This is a genomic window from Nostoc sp. C117 (assembly GCF_043099735.1).
Lineage (GTDB): Bacteria > Cyanobacteriota > Cyanobacteriia > Cyanobacteriales > Nostocaceae > Nostoc.
On record NZ_CP170991.1, the window covers coordinates 7,199,989 to 7,214,010 of the forward strand.

11 protein-coding genes and 1 pseudogene are annotated in these 14,022 nt (G+C 40.8%); 5 read left to right on the forward strand and 7 right to left on the reverse strand.

Annotation, left to right across the window (positions count from 1 at the left end; translation table 11 throughout):
- The 4 genes and pseudogenes from ACFG4S_RS30780 (at position 1) to ACFG4S_RS30795 (ending at position 6,760) form a co-directional block, all read left to right on the forward strand.
- Positions 1–4,587 (forward strand): PAS domain S-box protein, encoded by a 4,587-nt coding sequence (locus ACFG4S_RS30780; protein ID WP_392532675.1) that lies wholly within the window; start codon positions 1–3, stop codon positions 4,585–4,587.
- A 79-nt stretch (positions 4,588–4,666) separates the two neighbouring features.
- Positions 4,667–5,156: pseudogene (locus tag ACFG4S_RS30785) on the forward strand (DEAD/DEAH box helicase family protein); the annotation flags it as partial.
- A 355-nt stretch (positions 5,157–5,511) separates the two neighbouring features.
- On the forward strand, positions 5,512–5,673 hold the full coding sequence (locus tag ACFG4S_RS30790) for a hypothetical protein (RefSeq protein ID WP_392532676.1): 162 nt from the start codon (positions 5,512–5,514) through the stop codon (positions 5,671–5,673).
- Between the two features lie 334 nt (positions 5,674–6,007).
- On the forward strand, positions 6,008–6,760 hold the full coding sequence (locus ACFG4S_RS30795; protein WP_392532677.1) for a PEP-CTERM sorting domain-containing protein: 753 nt from the start codon (positions 6,008–6,010) through the stop codon (positions 6,758–6,760).
- Between the two features lie 266 nt (positions 6,761–7,026).
- On the opposite strand, the gene ACFG4S_RS30800 is transcribed toward ACFG4S_RS30795, so the two are convergent.
- From ACFG4S_RS30800 to ACFG4S_RS30810, 3 genes are all read right to left on the reverse strand, one after another.
- Positions 7,027–8,046: an aldo/keto reductase gene (locus ACFG4S_RS30800; protein ID WP_392532678.1), complete on the reverse strand. Its 1,020-nt coding sequence runs from the start codon at positions 8,044–8,046 to the stop codon at positions 7,027–7,029.
- A gap of 152 nt (positions 8,047–8,198) precedes the next feature.
- The gene (petJ, locus tag ACFG4S_RS30805; protein WP_392532679.1) at positions 8,199–8,534 is read right to left on the reverse strand and encodes a cytochrome c6 PetJ; all 336 of its coding nucleotides are present in this window, start codon (positions 8,532–8,534) and stop codon (positions 8,199–8,201) included.
- 55 nt (positions 8,535–8,589) lie between these two features.
- Complete coding sequence (locus tag ACFG4S_RS30810; RefSeq protein ID WP_392532680.1) at positions 8,590–8,814, reverse strand: hypothetical protein; 225 nt, start codon at positions 8,812–8,814, stop codon at positions 8,590–8,592.
- Positions 8,815–9,007: 193 nt separating this feature from the next.
- Between ACFG4S_RS30810 and ACFG4S_RS30815 the strand changes: the two genes are divergently transcribed.
- A complete protein-coding gene (locus ACFG4S_RS30815; RefSeq protein WP_392532681.1) occupies positions 9,008–9,808 on the forward strand; it encodes a histidine kinase in 801 nt (266 codons plus the stop codon).
- Positions 9,809–10,182: 374 nt separating this feature from the next.
- On the opposite strand, the gene ACFG4S_RS30820 is transcribed toward ACFG4S_RS30815, so the two are convergent.
- The 4 genes from ACFG4S_RS30820 to ACFG4S_RS30835 form a co-directional block, all read right to left on the reverse strand.
- Positions 10,183–10,374: a YqaE/Pmp3 family membrane protein gene (locus tag ACFG4S_RS30820; RefSeq protein WP_392532682.1), complete on the reverse strand. Its 192-nt coding sequence runs from the start codon at positions 10,372–10,374 to the stop codon at positions 10,183–10,185.
- 122 nt (positions 10,375–10,496) lie between these two features.
- The gene (locus ACFG4S_RS30825) at positions 10,497–10,895 is read right to left on the reverse strand and encodes a phage holin family protein (protein WP_392532683.1); all 399 of its coding nucleotides are present in this window, start codon (positions 10,893–10,895) and stop codon (positions 10,497–10,499) included.
- Between the two features lie 248 nt (positions 10,896–11,143).
- The gene (locus ACFG4S_RS30830; RefSeq protein ID WP_392532684.1) at positions 11,144–11,485 is read right to left on the reverse strand and encodes a 2Fe-2S iron-sulfur cluster-binding protein; all 342 of its coding nucleotides are present in this window, start codon (positions 11,483–11,485) and stop codon (positions 11,144–11,146) included.
- A 13-nt stretch (positions 11,486–11,498) separates the two neighbouring features.
- On the reverse strand, positions 11,499–13,658 hold the full coding sequence (locus ACFG4S_RS30835) for a Tex family protein (protein ID WP_392532685.1): 2,160 nt from the start codon (positions 13,656–13,658) through the stop codon (positions 11,499–11,501).
- Positions 13,659–14,022: the final 364 nt, after the last annotated feature.

Here is a 14,022-nt window from a genome sequence, read left to right on the forward strand (position 1 = left end):
ATGATGGTGAAAATATCCGAAAAATTTTTGATGATGCGATCGCGTTTACGAAATTATGGTGTGATGATTTTAGCAGTAGTAGCGGCTTTGCTACTGGCGCGATCGCTACTGCCAGTATTCGATCCCAGTGTGTTTACCTTTTTTTATGCCGCCGTGGCAGTTAGTGCCTGGTGTGGTGGGATGGAGGTGGGTGTGGTGGCCATCGCTTTATCTGCTATAGTTGCCTTCTACTTTTTAATTGAGCCAGTCTACACCTTCGAGATGGTTAGTCTGAGAATTTTGATCCGATTAAGCACCTTCTCACTAGTGTCTTTATTAATTACTGCACTCTTCTCAGAATTACAAACTGCTAGACGCAAAGCAGAGTCAAGCTTGAAGTTGTTGCAAAATAGCGAAATGCGCTTTAGCCAACTCACAGAATCAAATATCATCGGAGTGATTGTGAGCGATCTCAAAGGCTGTATCATCGAAGCCAATGATGCCTTTCTCAAGATGGTTGGCTACACGCGAGAAGATTTGTCCGCTAAACGAATAGACTGGCGAGAGATTACTGCACCTGAGTATCTTGTTGTAAGTGAGCGTTCAGTGAAGGAACTTAGAACTACGGGAGTTTGTAAACCTTTTGAGAAAGAATACATCTGCAAAGATGGTTCTCGCGTTCCTGTTGTGCTTGGTTCTGTCCTCCTAGAAGAGACTGAAGAAACAGTTATTGGCTTTGTTGTTGACTTGAGCGAACGGAAACAGACAGAAGCGGCATTACAGCAAGCCAATGAACGGATTACACGCACCCTAGAAAACATGAGTGATGCATTTGTCAGTTTAGACCAAGACTGGCGAATCATTTACCAAAATGCCGAAGCAGAGCGAATTAATGGTAAATCCCGCACAGAAGTCATTGGGAAGTCCCAGTGGGAAGAATGGCCGGCATCAGTAGGTACAAATGTAGAGTATCAATACCGACGGGCGATGAGAGAACAAATTCCCGTCTACTTTGAGCATCACTACTACTTACCACTCCAGTATGATGTGTGGCTAGAGATTCACGCTTATCCTTGTGCAGATGGGCTTGACATTTTCTTTCGTGATATCAGCGATCGCAAACAAGTAGAACAAACCTTGCGAGATCAAGAAGAACGCCTGAAGTTAGCTAACGAGCGTTTCGAGTTAGCTGCTGCTGCTGTCAATTGTCTGATCTATGACTGGGATATCAAGCAGGATATCGTGGAAAGAACCGAAGGGTTAACCCGAATTTTAGGCTATCCCCTCGATATTGCCGAGAAAAATGGTAATTGGTGGCGTGAGCTTGTTCATCCAGAAGATTTGCAACGTGTAGAAGATGATGGCCGAGTTGCCTGGGCAAATGGCGATCGCTATACTGCTGAGTATCGAGTTCGCAAGCAGGATAATCAGTACATCTATGTTCTAGATCAAGGGATAGTCGTGCAGCGAGACGCCGATGGTAATCCCCTCCGGGTAGTTGGCAGCACTACAGATATCAGCGAACGTAAACAGATCGAAGAAGCATTACAAGAACAGGAAAGGAAGTACCGTTATATCTTTGAAGCCACAGGGGTGTCGATTTTTGAACAAGATTTTTCCCTTGTTAAAGTAGTACTTGATGATTTAAAAGCGCAAGGAATCGAAAATTTTCGCACCTTTTTTGCCGAACACCCAGACTTTATTCAACAGGCAGTTGGCATGGTGAAAATTGTCAATGTGAATAATGCGGCTGTAAGAATGTTTGGCGCTCAAGAAAAAAATCAGCTTCTGACTTCCCTTGAACAAATATTTGTGCCAGAAAGTTTAGAGATGTTTGTGGAAAAACTCCTGGCAATTACTGATGGGGAAACCTACTTGGAATCGGAAACAATTCTCAAAACTCTTCAGGGAGAGCATCTCAACATTTTGTTTACAATTACGTTTCCACCCTCAAATGCTAAATTTGACAGCGTATTAGTGAGCATGATGAATATCACCGCTCGCAAGCAAGCAGAAGCCGCAGTTCAAGCTAGTGAAGAGCGGTTGAGGAGTTTTGTTGAAGCAAATGTAGTTGGCATTCTCTTTGGGGATGTGGAAGGTGGCATTAGTGAAGCCAATGACGAGTTTCTGCGAATTGTCGGCTACACCCAAGAAGATGTCCAAACAGGTGGACTCCGCTGGAGTGATATCACGCCACCAGAGTATCTTTATTTAGATGAATTGGCTATTGCCGAGGCTAAAGCCAAGGGAGCCTGTATTCCTTATGAGAAAGAATATATTCGCAAAGACGATTCTCGCGTGCCAATTGTAGTTGGCTACTCTTTGTTAGGAGAATCTCGGCACAAATTAGTCGCATTTATTCTTGATATTAGCGAACAGCAAGCTGCACTCCGCGATCGCCAGCAAATAGAAAAAGCGTTGCACCAAAGTGAAGAGCGCTTCCAGACTTTTATGCACAACAGTCCGGCCGCAGCATGGATTACAGATGTGACGGGGCGTGTGCTTTATCTCAGTCCAACTTATTTCCGCACATTTGATTTAACCACAAACAACGCCATTAATAAAAATATTTTTGAGCTATACCCGCGGGAAATTGCTCAGCGATTCCTCGATAATATTGAAATGGTAGCAAAGACGAATCAAGTCGTAGAAGCGATCGAGTCTGCACCACGCACAGATGGCACCCTTGGCGAATTTTTGGTATACAACTTTCCGATCGCAGATGCGTCTGGGGAATGCCTAGTGGGAGGAGTTGCAGTTGATATTACCGAACGCGAACGCGCTCTCCGGGAACGTCAGCAAGCAGAAAAAGCTTTGCAAGAACGCAGCGAACGACTCAAGTTACTTTCGGAAACAGCTAGCGATTTGCTCTCAACCGAGCGCCCGTTGGATTTAATGAACAGTTTGTTTCATAAACTCTCGGCGCAGATGGATTTGCATTTTTACTTCCAATATCTCATCGAGACACACGAAAATAAACAGAAACTTCGCTTAGTCGGTTGGAATGGCATCACCGAAGAAGTATTTGAAGCAATTGAATATCTAGAATTGAATCAAGGAATGTGCGGACAGGTGGCACAAGAACGACATCAAATTGTTGTTAACGATGTGGCGCACTCAACCCATCCAAATGCCCATATTCTCAGTGCTTTGAACATTACAGCCTATGCCGGTCAACCCTTAATTGCTCAAGGAAAACTGTTAGGTGTACTAGCCTTTGGCAGCCGCACCCGTACCCACTTCACTCCAGAGGAAACTGCTCTTTTACAAGCAACCTCAGATCAGGTAGCGGTTGCTCTGGAACGAACCCAGTTAATGGCTTCGTTACAGCGACGGAAAGAAGAATTGATTCAAGCTAACCGGATCAAAGATGAATTTTTGGCGGTTCTTTCCCACGAACTTCGCACGCCCTTAAATCCGATTTTGGGATGGTCGAAGTTACTGCAAACTAAAAAGTATGACGAAGCAACCACTACTCGCGCTCTCGAAACAATTGAGCGTAATGCCAAACTCCAAACCCAATTAATTGAAGATTTGCTGGATGTCTCTCGGATTTTACAAGGTAAACTGAGCCTGAATATTGGGCCTGTGAATTTAGTAACTGCGATCGCCACAGCCACAGAAACCGTGCGTTTAGCCGCCCAAGCTAAATCTATCAATTTGGAATTGGCGATTTTAGATAATTTAGAATCGGACAATCTAAAATTCCCAATCTCTAAAGTTCCACTCCCGGCAAGCCTTAGCTCAGAGTTCTGTCAAAATCCCAAATTCCTAGTAGCAGGTGATTTAGTCCGCTTACAACAAGTTATCTGGAATCTGCTTTCTAATGCCATTAAGTTTACACCCCAAGGTGGAGAAGTAGAAATCAGTTTAAAGTCTGTTGATTCTCAGGTTCACCTGCAAGTACGTGATACAGGTAAGGGAATTAATTCCGACTTTTTACCGTATGTTTTTGACTACTTCCGACAAGCTGACGGCGCAACTACCAGAAAATTTGGTGGGCTGGGGTTAGGATTAGCGATTGTTCGCCATATCATAGAGCTACATGGCGGCACAGTGAAAGCCGAAAGTTTGGGCGAAGAACAAGGAGCAACGTTTACAGTCAAGCTACCGCTGATGAAGATCGATTTAAATAGCCACCGGGTTGACAGACAATCTGATGATTCGCCTGATTTCAATGGCTTGAAAGTTCTGCTGGTAGATGATGAGCGTGATACACGAGAGTTGATTGCTTTTATTTTGGAGCAATCCGGCGCAGTCGTAACCCAGGTAGCATCGGCTGTAGAAGCACTAAAAGTTATGCCTCATTTCCAGCCAAATCTGCTGTTAAGTGACATTGGAATGCCAGAAGTAGACGGCTATATGTTGATGCGTCAAATCAGAGCTATGTCACCAGAACAGGGAGGGGAAATTCCGGCCATCGCCTTAACCGCGTATGCTGGTGAAGTTGATTATCAACAAGCAATTGCTGCTGGATTTGGGCAGCATGTCACCAAACCAGTAGAGCCAGCGAAATTAATTCGAGCGATCGCGAACCTCATATCATATCCGGTTGAAGACTTATCATTAGGGCTAACGCAGGGACACGGAGACGCACAGAGATTTTAATGACAAGGATTACCCGATTATGATATCTTTTATAGATGTAGGTCTACTGCTAGGTCGTTTTAGACCTCATTAATAAAAGAGCGTTAAGCACTTCCTAGAAGCAATTTGCCTAAGACAAGACCGGATTTTGTTAACAATGGCAACTGGCACAGATAAAACCTTCATCGCCTTTCAACTCGGCCGGAAACTATTTCAAAGCCGTTGGAACCTCAGCCAACTACCCGTCGTCCGCGAATTTTGTTTTTAAGCGATCGCAATATCTTAGCCAACCAAGCCTATAACTCTTTCTCAGCCTTCCACGACGATGCCCTCGTCCGCATCAACCCCGAAGCCATCAAAAAACGGGGTAGAGTCCCCAAAAATAGCAGTATCTTTTTTACAATTTTCCAGACTTTTATGACCTGACAGGACGACACTGGCAATCCTACGCCCAAATTCAGCGACTATCCCCCGACTTCTTTGACTTCATCATCATTGATGAATGTCACCGAGGCGGAGCCAATGACGAAAGCACCTGGCGGAACATTTTAGAATACTTCTCTCCAACAGTACAAGTAGGACTTACTGCAATACTGCTCGGGTTTTGCATTTTTAACTCGGCATCGGGTTTGGGGTAAAGCTTAAAGGGTAAAGGTTAAAGGTTTTTTCTTTTCCCTTCCCCCGCCCCCTATCCCCAGAGGGGACCCCACCTTCCCCTTTTCCCCAAAACCCGACAAGTATTGGGACTTACTGCTACCCCCAAACGTGCCAACAACGCAGATACCTACGCCTAGTTCGGTGAGCCAGCTTTGATTTACTTACCAAATATCTCTTCAATGATGAGAAATCATAGTAGCACCACACTTAATGTATTCATAGCTAAAAACCCATAAAAAACGCGAAAGCCTTGTTACACAAGCAGAACAAGCCAAAGCGGAAGAATCAGTGAAGACAGCCGATGAAATTGAACAAGCCGAACGCAACAAACGTCTATCATCAATGATCGCTGCGGAACGAGAAGCCCAAAAACGGAGTCCCTGTATTGTAGAGATTGATTCTTTTCGCCACTGTCAAGCAGAAATTACCCAAGAAGGAGCAGAATTATAAGTAGGAGCAATTCTACCCTAGTAGTAACCAATGGGGATTAGGTAGATAATGTCTGTAGTCTTCATCTGTGCTTAAAGAGAGCAAGAGCAAAAATATAATTTCTTGATGTAGAGGGTGTTATCTTACGAAAATTTTATAATTTCTTGAAAATTAAAGATATTAACTTCATTTTGATGTCAGTGTAAGTAACTTTTTAAGTCTAATACCTGTTCAAAAAGCTACTCAACTATAAATTTGAGGATGAGACATAAATCTAGTGATTATGCCCTATTATTTCGTATTGAGTAAATCACATAATTGATGCATAACGAAAAAAAACAGGAACTAGATAATCATGTCTTTAAAGAAAATTGCTTGTATTGCTGCTCTCTCTACAATAACTTCTATTAGTTATGCTGGTTCAGCACATGCTTTAGGATTTACATATGAAGCTGGAGCTTATCGCCAGGCTACACAAACAAGTGAAGGTGTTTTCTCTGACAATGTTAATAGCGCAGGTTATACAACAATTGATTTTAATAGTGGCACAATCCCAGGCAATGACCTAGTAAAATATTCTTTTTCTAAAGGTAGCTATTCTACCACGGCTTATTCTGGTCAAACTGGTATTTACTCTGACGTTTGGGCACCTTCTGGCGCTCACGCAGAAGTTAATAAAAGTGATTATTTAGCAGTTTTCTCTGATAGCGATACCATTATTGAAGCTCAGGGTAATAATACTTTTAGTTATTTCGGTTTTGATGCAGGCGCTCTGAGTGTAGGTAACACTTTGAAATTCTTTAACGGAACCACTTTAATAAGAGAGTTAACATACGACATATTAAATGGAGCAGCTACTGTTGAAGCCTCCCAACATGGTGGTCAAAAGAATGGCTTCTTTCAGTTTTTCTCAGAAGGTGCAAATGACACCTTTAATAAAATTGTAATTTCTCAGACAGAAGGTGGCGGGTTTGAAAGTGACAACCATACATTCCGTGTTGAAGCTGTGCCTGAACCCAGTGTTAGTTTAGGTTTGCTAGCTGTAGGTGGATTATTTTTATACAAACGTAAGAATCAAAAATTGCAAAGTGCAAATAAATCTGCCTAAACTATTGTTTAGATTGGGTAGTTTCATCTAAATTTTGTGTAAAACCGTTTCCATATAAAGCGAAGGATTTATAAATCCTTCGCTTTGCTTTGATAGATATAGTTTGACTGGAGGCTTTTTTCGCTATTTTTGATTGAGCAAATAAACTCCGAATATATTGCTCCATGTAGTCATAAATCATTGATGAAAATTTAGATCTTCAACTTATTCAAAAAGTTTGGCATCTGGACACCACAAATTTTCATCAATCAGATAAGATTGCTTTATCATCGCCGATATTCGTCACCACAATCGCCAATTAGCTGATATAAATCTCGTGACTGGTGAGATACAGCATTAATGCGATCGCCATCGTCAGTATCTAAACTAAAACTAAATACTTTGGCGTTATCTTCTATATGTTCAGAGACGCCAAGTCGCGCACCAACTATCACACCCCCCACAGTTGGCTGATCTAAAATATAACGCACTGCTACGTTGGAAATGCTTACGCCATGCTTGTTCGCAATTTCCTTCAGGATAGCAAGCAACTCTTGAAATAATTGCCAACCACCCCAAGCATCGATCATATTTTTGTATTTTTTCAAGCTAGAAGTAGCTAGATCAAATCCTCGTGGTTCCGGTTTTCCCAAATACTTTTCTGATAACAAACTACCGCAAAGTGTCCCGTAAGTTAAAAGTTTTATGTCATGCTGTTGACAAAATTCAATCATTTGAACTTCGGGACGGCGATCGACCAGTGAAAACTGTACTTGGTTAGAAACAACTTTGATACCTGCTTCGGTAATACATTTTAAATGTTCCGTGTCAAAATTAGTCAAAGCCAAATGCTTAATTTTGCCCTCAGTTTGAAGTTCTGCCATATATTTGAGGGCATCTAGATAATTTTTATCCTGATATTCCCACCAGTGGAATTGCATCAAATCTAATGATTCCACATTCATCCTTCTAAGAGAAATATCAATATTTTCCTCAACCAATTTTTTGGTCATTTTTCCAGGACGAGGTACCCATTTTGTAAAAGCCTGTACATGGGATAAAGCATCTTTACCACGGGTATCAATTAATTGACAGCGAAACTCACCAATAAAGTCTTCTGCGGGACCATAATGATCTGCTAAATCCCAAGTAGTAAAGCCTGCATCCAAATATTTGAACATAGTCTCAATGGCATCTTTGGGATTAATACGTCCGTGTGCGCCAGAAACTTGCCACATTCCATTTAATATGCGACAGATGTTTAAATCAGAGCTAAATTGGAGACGACTAGCTGCGGGTAAGTTCATTTTCAAGTTAGGAGTTAGGAGTGAGAAGAGTTAATATAGTGAGTTGACAGCAGATTTTTACAGTCTGTTTAACTTTTCTACTTTATTATGAATTATTTTAGGACCGCTAGACTTCATAATTCCTAAAGTCTGAACTCCTAACTCCCAACTTTTTAACGCCAGTCTTTTTCAGCTTGTTCAATAACATAAGTAGCAACATGTTGAATTTGCTGTTCGCTCAGTCGGTCTTTGTAGGCTGACATATTACTTTTACCATTAGTAACTATCGATATAACTGCCTCTATTGAATTCATCCCATATTTATTGAGCGCTTGTTTTTGGAGATTTTTACCTCGCCTGACTATGTTACCACCGTTCATATGACAGCCAGCACAATAATTGCTAAATATTTGTTCGCCATTAACTGTGTCTGATGCAATAGCAGGTAAGGTAAAAGTACTTATCAATAATACAAAAGTTACTAATACCAATGTTAGTATTTTTTCCACTCAGCTTCTCCCGATCTTAAAATACTGGTTATAAAAATAAGTACCACAACAAACATTACAGAGATTCAAATTCCGATGTAAATCCCAGAAAATTTGCACAATCGTCCTGAAAAGCTTCTGCATCGCTAACATCGTCAATTTTATATGACATAATGCGTGTGCCATCTGGCATTTTTTTAGAACCAATTAATTCACCCTGATATTTTTCGGCGATCGCCTTAAATTCAGTTCCATAAAGCTTCCAAGCATCACTAGAACAAGTAATATTTACTCGCCACATATTTGATTCTCAATTACTAGCAGCAAATATTTATCATCTCACAAATAGGCAATATGTTACACATCACTTCTTTGGGTTTGCCATTTTCTATCTTCAGGAAGTGCCTAGCCAAACTAAGACTACGCCATAATGTGTATGTAAATCATCTCTCTAGAAAATTTTATCCCAATTAGTAAAATCCCCAAAGTTGAAAATGCCTAACAATATCAAACAACAAATACAAGCAGACTTGCAACAAGCTAAAGAAACCGGACAATTAAGAACTGAACGGATTCGAGAAATTGTCAAATCCGCAGTTTCTCAAGTAGCTTCTGAGTTCAAACAAGGTTCTAGCGAACTTCGTGGTCTTGTTAAAGATGCGGTTTCTGCTGTCATTGAGAATTTCCAAGAGAAAGGTAGTGAACTGAAAGATGAAGTAACAGCTTCTATTGAAGGAGCGCTCGAAGGAATTAATAGTCAAAGACACGAGGCTATTGTTAAAACTCAGACAGATATTAAGAGACTACAGGCTCAACTGGATGGTGAAGAAGAACAACTCCAGCAAGAAGTTGATGTAATTTTGGCAGAGATTGAAGAGACAGGTAAGGAAAAATCCGCTAGTACCAAAACTGCAATTGATTCTGCTGTCAATGCGATTAAAGATAGTGACGAAGTAGCACTGTTAAAGAAACGTTACGCGCAACTGCAAGCACAGCTAGCCATTGTCCGAGCTAATATGGCTGCACGCTACGGCGGACGTTCTATGGAAGTTAAAGACTATCTAGACGAAGCTCAACACTGGTATGATAAAGCTCGCCCTCAAGCAGAATCTTTAGCTGCACAGGTAGGACAAAAGCGATCGCAGTTAGAAGATAAACTAGGTGAAGCAGGTACATCCTTAGCGAGAAAAGAGCATCAAATCAAACAAACCTTGAGGGAGTTACTCTTAACCGCGGCTGACTTATTCAAAGATAAAGAGCCCGCTGATAAAGAACGGGAAACTATTAATAAATAGACACCTTGTTATACAATTAACTCAATAAAGTAGGGTGGGTAATTACCACCTTATTTTTTTAGTAAGCAGCAAAGATAAATAGTTTTTATTTAATGCAGACGCGCAGTGAGCTAGAAATCTGAAATTTATCATACTCCCATACAGTTCAGATAATACCAAAACACTTGTAGAGATGGTGACTTATCGCGTCTCCAAAACCCAAAACTTTTGTCAGTAGCCCTTAAATCAACCCTATTATACTCTCAAATTACCCCTCTTTCCTTTCCCTGTGCCTTAGTATAAACGAAATTAATTAGCAAAGACCTAATTATAAATAATTACAAAGGAGGTAATTGCTTATAACAATTACCCCTTTATCAAATTAATATTTGATATTAGTAAATACGTCCTTCCCGATTAAGTTGTTCATTATGCTTAGCAATTACCCAAATTGCATGAATACTACCAGGAAGCCAGCCGAGAAGCGTGAGCAAAATGTTAATAATCAAAGTTGGACCAACTCCAACTGTCAAGAAAACGCCTAAAGGAGGCACTACCAAACCTAAAAGATAACGAACTAATTGCATGACGTTTTTACAACTTTGTGATTTTGTTTAATGGCATCCTTTACAAGACACCGAATTAGGAAACTTACATTTCCTTTGGAGTAGAGACGCGAGAAAATTAGCGTTTCTACTCCGGTTGATACTTATCTAGATGGTAATTCACTTTGGCTCTTAACAGTTCCACTGCTGCTTAGAAGGTTTCTTTCCACAAAATAGTTGTTAATCAATGTGTTACCAAAAGATAGAATCACCGGACCAAGAATAAAACCGAGAATTCCATGAACTGAGAAACCAGGAACTAGTGCTGCTGCTAGCCAGAAGCAAAAACCGTTGATGACTAGAGAAAATGCTCCAAATGATAAAAAGTTGATTGGTAAAGAAAGAGTAGAAATAATCGGCTTAAGTGAACCATTAATTAGGCCAATTACGAAAGCAGCAATTAAAGCTGCGGGAAAATTAGCAATGTCAACGTCTGGAACAACTAAATCAACAATTAACAAGCTTAAAGCTGTAGCTAGCGCAGTTAAAAATGGTGTTAACATTGTTTTTTACCTAATAAAGAGTTTCTGTTTGCAACTTCTTACTTTCATCTTTAACTAAGTGCTAGATTTTAACCTCTCTTGGAAGATAGAATTTAGTTCTCTCGTTAGGTCTATTATTAGATAGATGTAATGCACAGTTGGGTAGGAAAGTTGTGCAACCCTACTGTGATGAAATCTTTTTAAGGGAGGGTTAAATAAATGTGGCCCTCCTATAAATTTAAGATTAATTTAATGTCACAAGTTCACAATCACCCAGATTTTCCGGATTCAGGCTTATAGTAAAGGGCTGATTTATATAAGACTTGTTCTTGATGGGTTTCTAAAGTGCAATCAGATAAAGGATAAGTTACACAAGTAACAACATAACCAGCCTGTATTTCACTTGGACGCAGAAATTTTTGCTCGCTTTGATTAACTTCACCCCTGACAAGTTTGGCGATACATGCAGAACATTCACCTTGTTTGCACCCAGATGGTAGGCGGATATGAGCATCTTCCGCCATATCCAGAATGTATTGATCGTCTGGTACTTCAATCGTGCAATCTAATCCCAGACTAGCATTGATGAATCGAACTTGATAAACTGCCATCTGCTGTTTTTAATTACTGCTTAACTGCTTTCATCGATAAACTAATCCGCTTTAATTTCTCGTTGACTTCTAGTACCCGCACTTTGACTACTTGTCCCACCTTCACAACTTTATTGGGATCGTCTACAAATCTATCAGCAAGTTGGGAAATATGTACCAAACCATCTTGATGTACGCCGATATCAACGAACGCACCGAAGTTGGCGACATTGGTGATGATTCCCTCTAATTCCATTCCCTCCTTTAAGTCCCTAATTTCCTTAATTCCTTCTTTGAAGGTGGCATACTTAAACTCAGCACGGGGGTCTCTACCTGGTTTTTCCAGTTCGCTGAGGATGTCGCGAAGTGTGGGTTCGCCAACGGTATCGGTGACGTATTTCTTCAGGTTGGTCTTTTTGAGTTTTTCAGCAATTTGTGTGACCTGATTTAATGGCACATTTAAATCAGATGCGATCGCCTCTACTACAGAATAACTCTCTGGATGCACTGCTGTATTATCTAATGGGTTGTCACCACCACGAATTCGCAAAAAACCCGCAGCTTGCTCAAAGGCCTTTGGCCCTAATTTGGGAACTTTCAACAGTTGGCGGCGATTTTTAAAGGCTCCGTGCTGATTGCGATGGGCGACAATATTATTGGCGACTGTTGAAGTAATCCCAGAGACAGAAGTAAGAAGTTCTTTAGAGGCAGTGTTTAAGTCTACCCCTACATAGTTAACGCAGCTTTCTATGGTTTCATCCAATTTCTTTTTCAATAACTTCTGATCGACATCGTGCTGATATTGTCCCACACCAATGGATTTGGGATCGATTTTCACGAGTTCTGCCAATGGGTCTTGCAAACGACGACCGATACTAATTGCCCCGCGCACGGTAATATCTAAATCGGGAAATTCTTCTAGCGCCACTTTACTCGCAGAATATATAGATGCACCAGACTCATTCACCATCACTTTAACAGGTTTGCGTTCTATGCTTTGTAAGACTTGTGAGACAAACTCCTCTGTCTCGCGGGAGGCTGTACCGTTACCAATAGCAATTAACTCAATTTTGTACTTTTCAATCAGATTTTTGATTGTTTGTGCAGCTTTGAGTCGTTGTTCCGCAGCTTGGTGGGGAAATACCGCTTGGTATTCCAAAAATTTCCCCGTTTGGTCAAGGACAGCAACTTTACACCCAGTTCTAAATCCAGGGTCTACCGCTAGAGTTGGTTTCATTCCGGCTGGTGCAGACAACAGCAACTCCCGCAGATTAGTTTCAAATGTTTTGATTGATTCAATATCTGCATAGATTTTTTTCTCAGAAATCACCTCTCCCATAAGAGAGATTTTCATCAAGCGGTTGAATGCATCTTTTAACATCGCCTGATAAAAATCTCGAATTGTCCGGACTTTGGTTTTAATTTCTTTCGACTCAAGATAGTAAAGTACGGTATCTTCATCAAAAGCGATTTCAAAGCTCAATACTTTCTCAGTTTCACCCCGACACAACGCCAGCATATTGTGAGGTGCAATATTTTTGACACGAATTTGATAGTTACGGTACATCTCAAATTTGGTTGTACCTTCGGGATAATCATCTTTGATGCGGGAGACAAATACCCCTTCTTCTAGAAGATAATCACGGATATATGCTCTTAACTCAGCTTTTTCAGCTACCTCTTCCGCTAAGATGTCAGCAGCACCTTTAAGTGCTTCTTCTGCTGTTTTAACTCCCATACTTTCAGAAATATACTTAGCTGCTGCATCTTCGAGTGAAGCGGTTGCAGCATTTTTGAGATTTAGGGACTTAATAAAGTGTGCTAGGGGTTCTAGTCTTTTTTCCCTGGCGATGGTGGCGCGGGTGCGTCGCTTTGGTCGATAGGGTAAGTATAAATCCTCAAGTTCAGTTTTTTGTAAACAGGATACGATTTTTATTTTGAGTTCATCTGTGAGTTTACCTTGTTCGGCGATCGCACTTAAAATCACCGACTTTCGCTCTTCTAATTCTGTTAAATAAGTATATCTGTCAGCCAGATCGCGAAGTTGCACTTCATTCATCTCATTGGTGCGCTCTTTACGGTAACGTGCAATGAAAGGAATGGTTGCACCTTCCCCTAAAAGCTCTAGCGCGTTTTGCACTTGATGGTCTTTGAGGTCTAGTTCACTTGCCAGTAATTGAGGAATGTTTAACATTGAGTCTCTCAGGTGAAAATGCTACTCCTAAAGGTAATATGCTAAATCGTTTTTCCGACCCCAGTTGGAAGTTTTAAGCTAATTTACCAGATGATTGTTGAATTTTTGTAATTAAGGAATGGAATTTTGCTGCTACATCAGACTTTACACTTGCTTACAAATTCTTTAAATTCACATAGACGAACAAGAGTTTGTATAGCCAAGCTAATAGTTTCAGGAACGAGTAGAACTTTCGGATTTTGAAGAAACACAGGTCTAGGGGTGCAAGGGTGTGGAGAAATAAAAGGTGTTTCTTTCCTTTTCAGCGGGTGGTGTACCGCCAGTAGGTCAGCTTCTTAGCTACCTATAACTTTTACTCATAGGC

Coding starts and splice junctions, on each gene's coding strand:
- ACFG4S_RS30780 (WP_392532675.1), top strand. CDS start 1: ATGATGGTGAAAATATCCGAAAAATTTTTGATGATGCGATCGCGTTTA.
- ACFG4S_RS30800 (WP_392532678.1), bottom strand. CDS start 8,046: ATGAACTTACCCGCAGCTAGTCGTCTCCAATTTAGCTCTGATTTAAAC.
- ACFG4S_RS30815 (WP_392532681.1), top strand. CDS start 9,008: ATGCCTAACAATATCAAACAACAAATACAAGCAGACTTGCAACAAGCT.
- ACFG4S_RS30825 (WP_392532683.1), bottom strand. CDS start 10,895: ATGTTAACACCATTTTTAACTGCGCTAGCTACAGCTTTAAGCTTGTTA.
- ACFG4S_RS30810 (WP_392532680.1), bottom strand. CDS start 8,814: ATGTGGCGAGTAAATATTACTTGTTCTAGTGATGCTTGGAAGCTTTAT.
- ACFG4S_RS30795 (WP_392532677.1), top strand. CDS start 6,008: ATGTCTTTAAAGAAAATTGCTTGTATTGCTGCTCTCTCTACAATAACT.
- ACFG4S_RS30820 (WP_392532682.1), bottom strand. CDS start 10,374: ATGCAATTAGTTCGTTATCTTTTAGGTTTGGTAGTGCCTCCTTTAGGC.
- ACFG4S_RS30830 (WP_392532684.1), bottom strand. CDS start 11,485: ATGGCAGTTTATCAAGTTCGATTCATCAATGCTAGTCTGGGATTAGAT.
- ACFG4S_RS30835 (WP_392532685.1), bottom strand. CDS start 13,658: ATGTTAAACATTCCTCAATTACTGGCAAGTGAACTAGACCTCAAAGAC.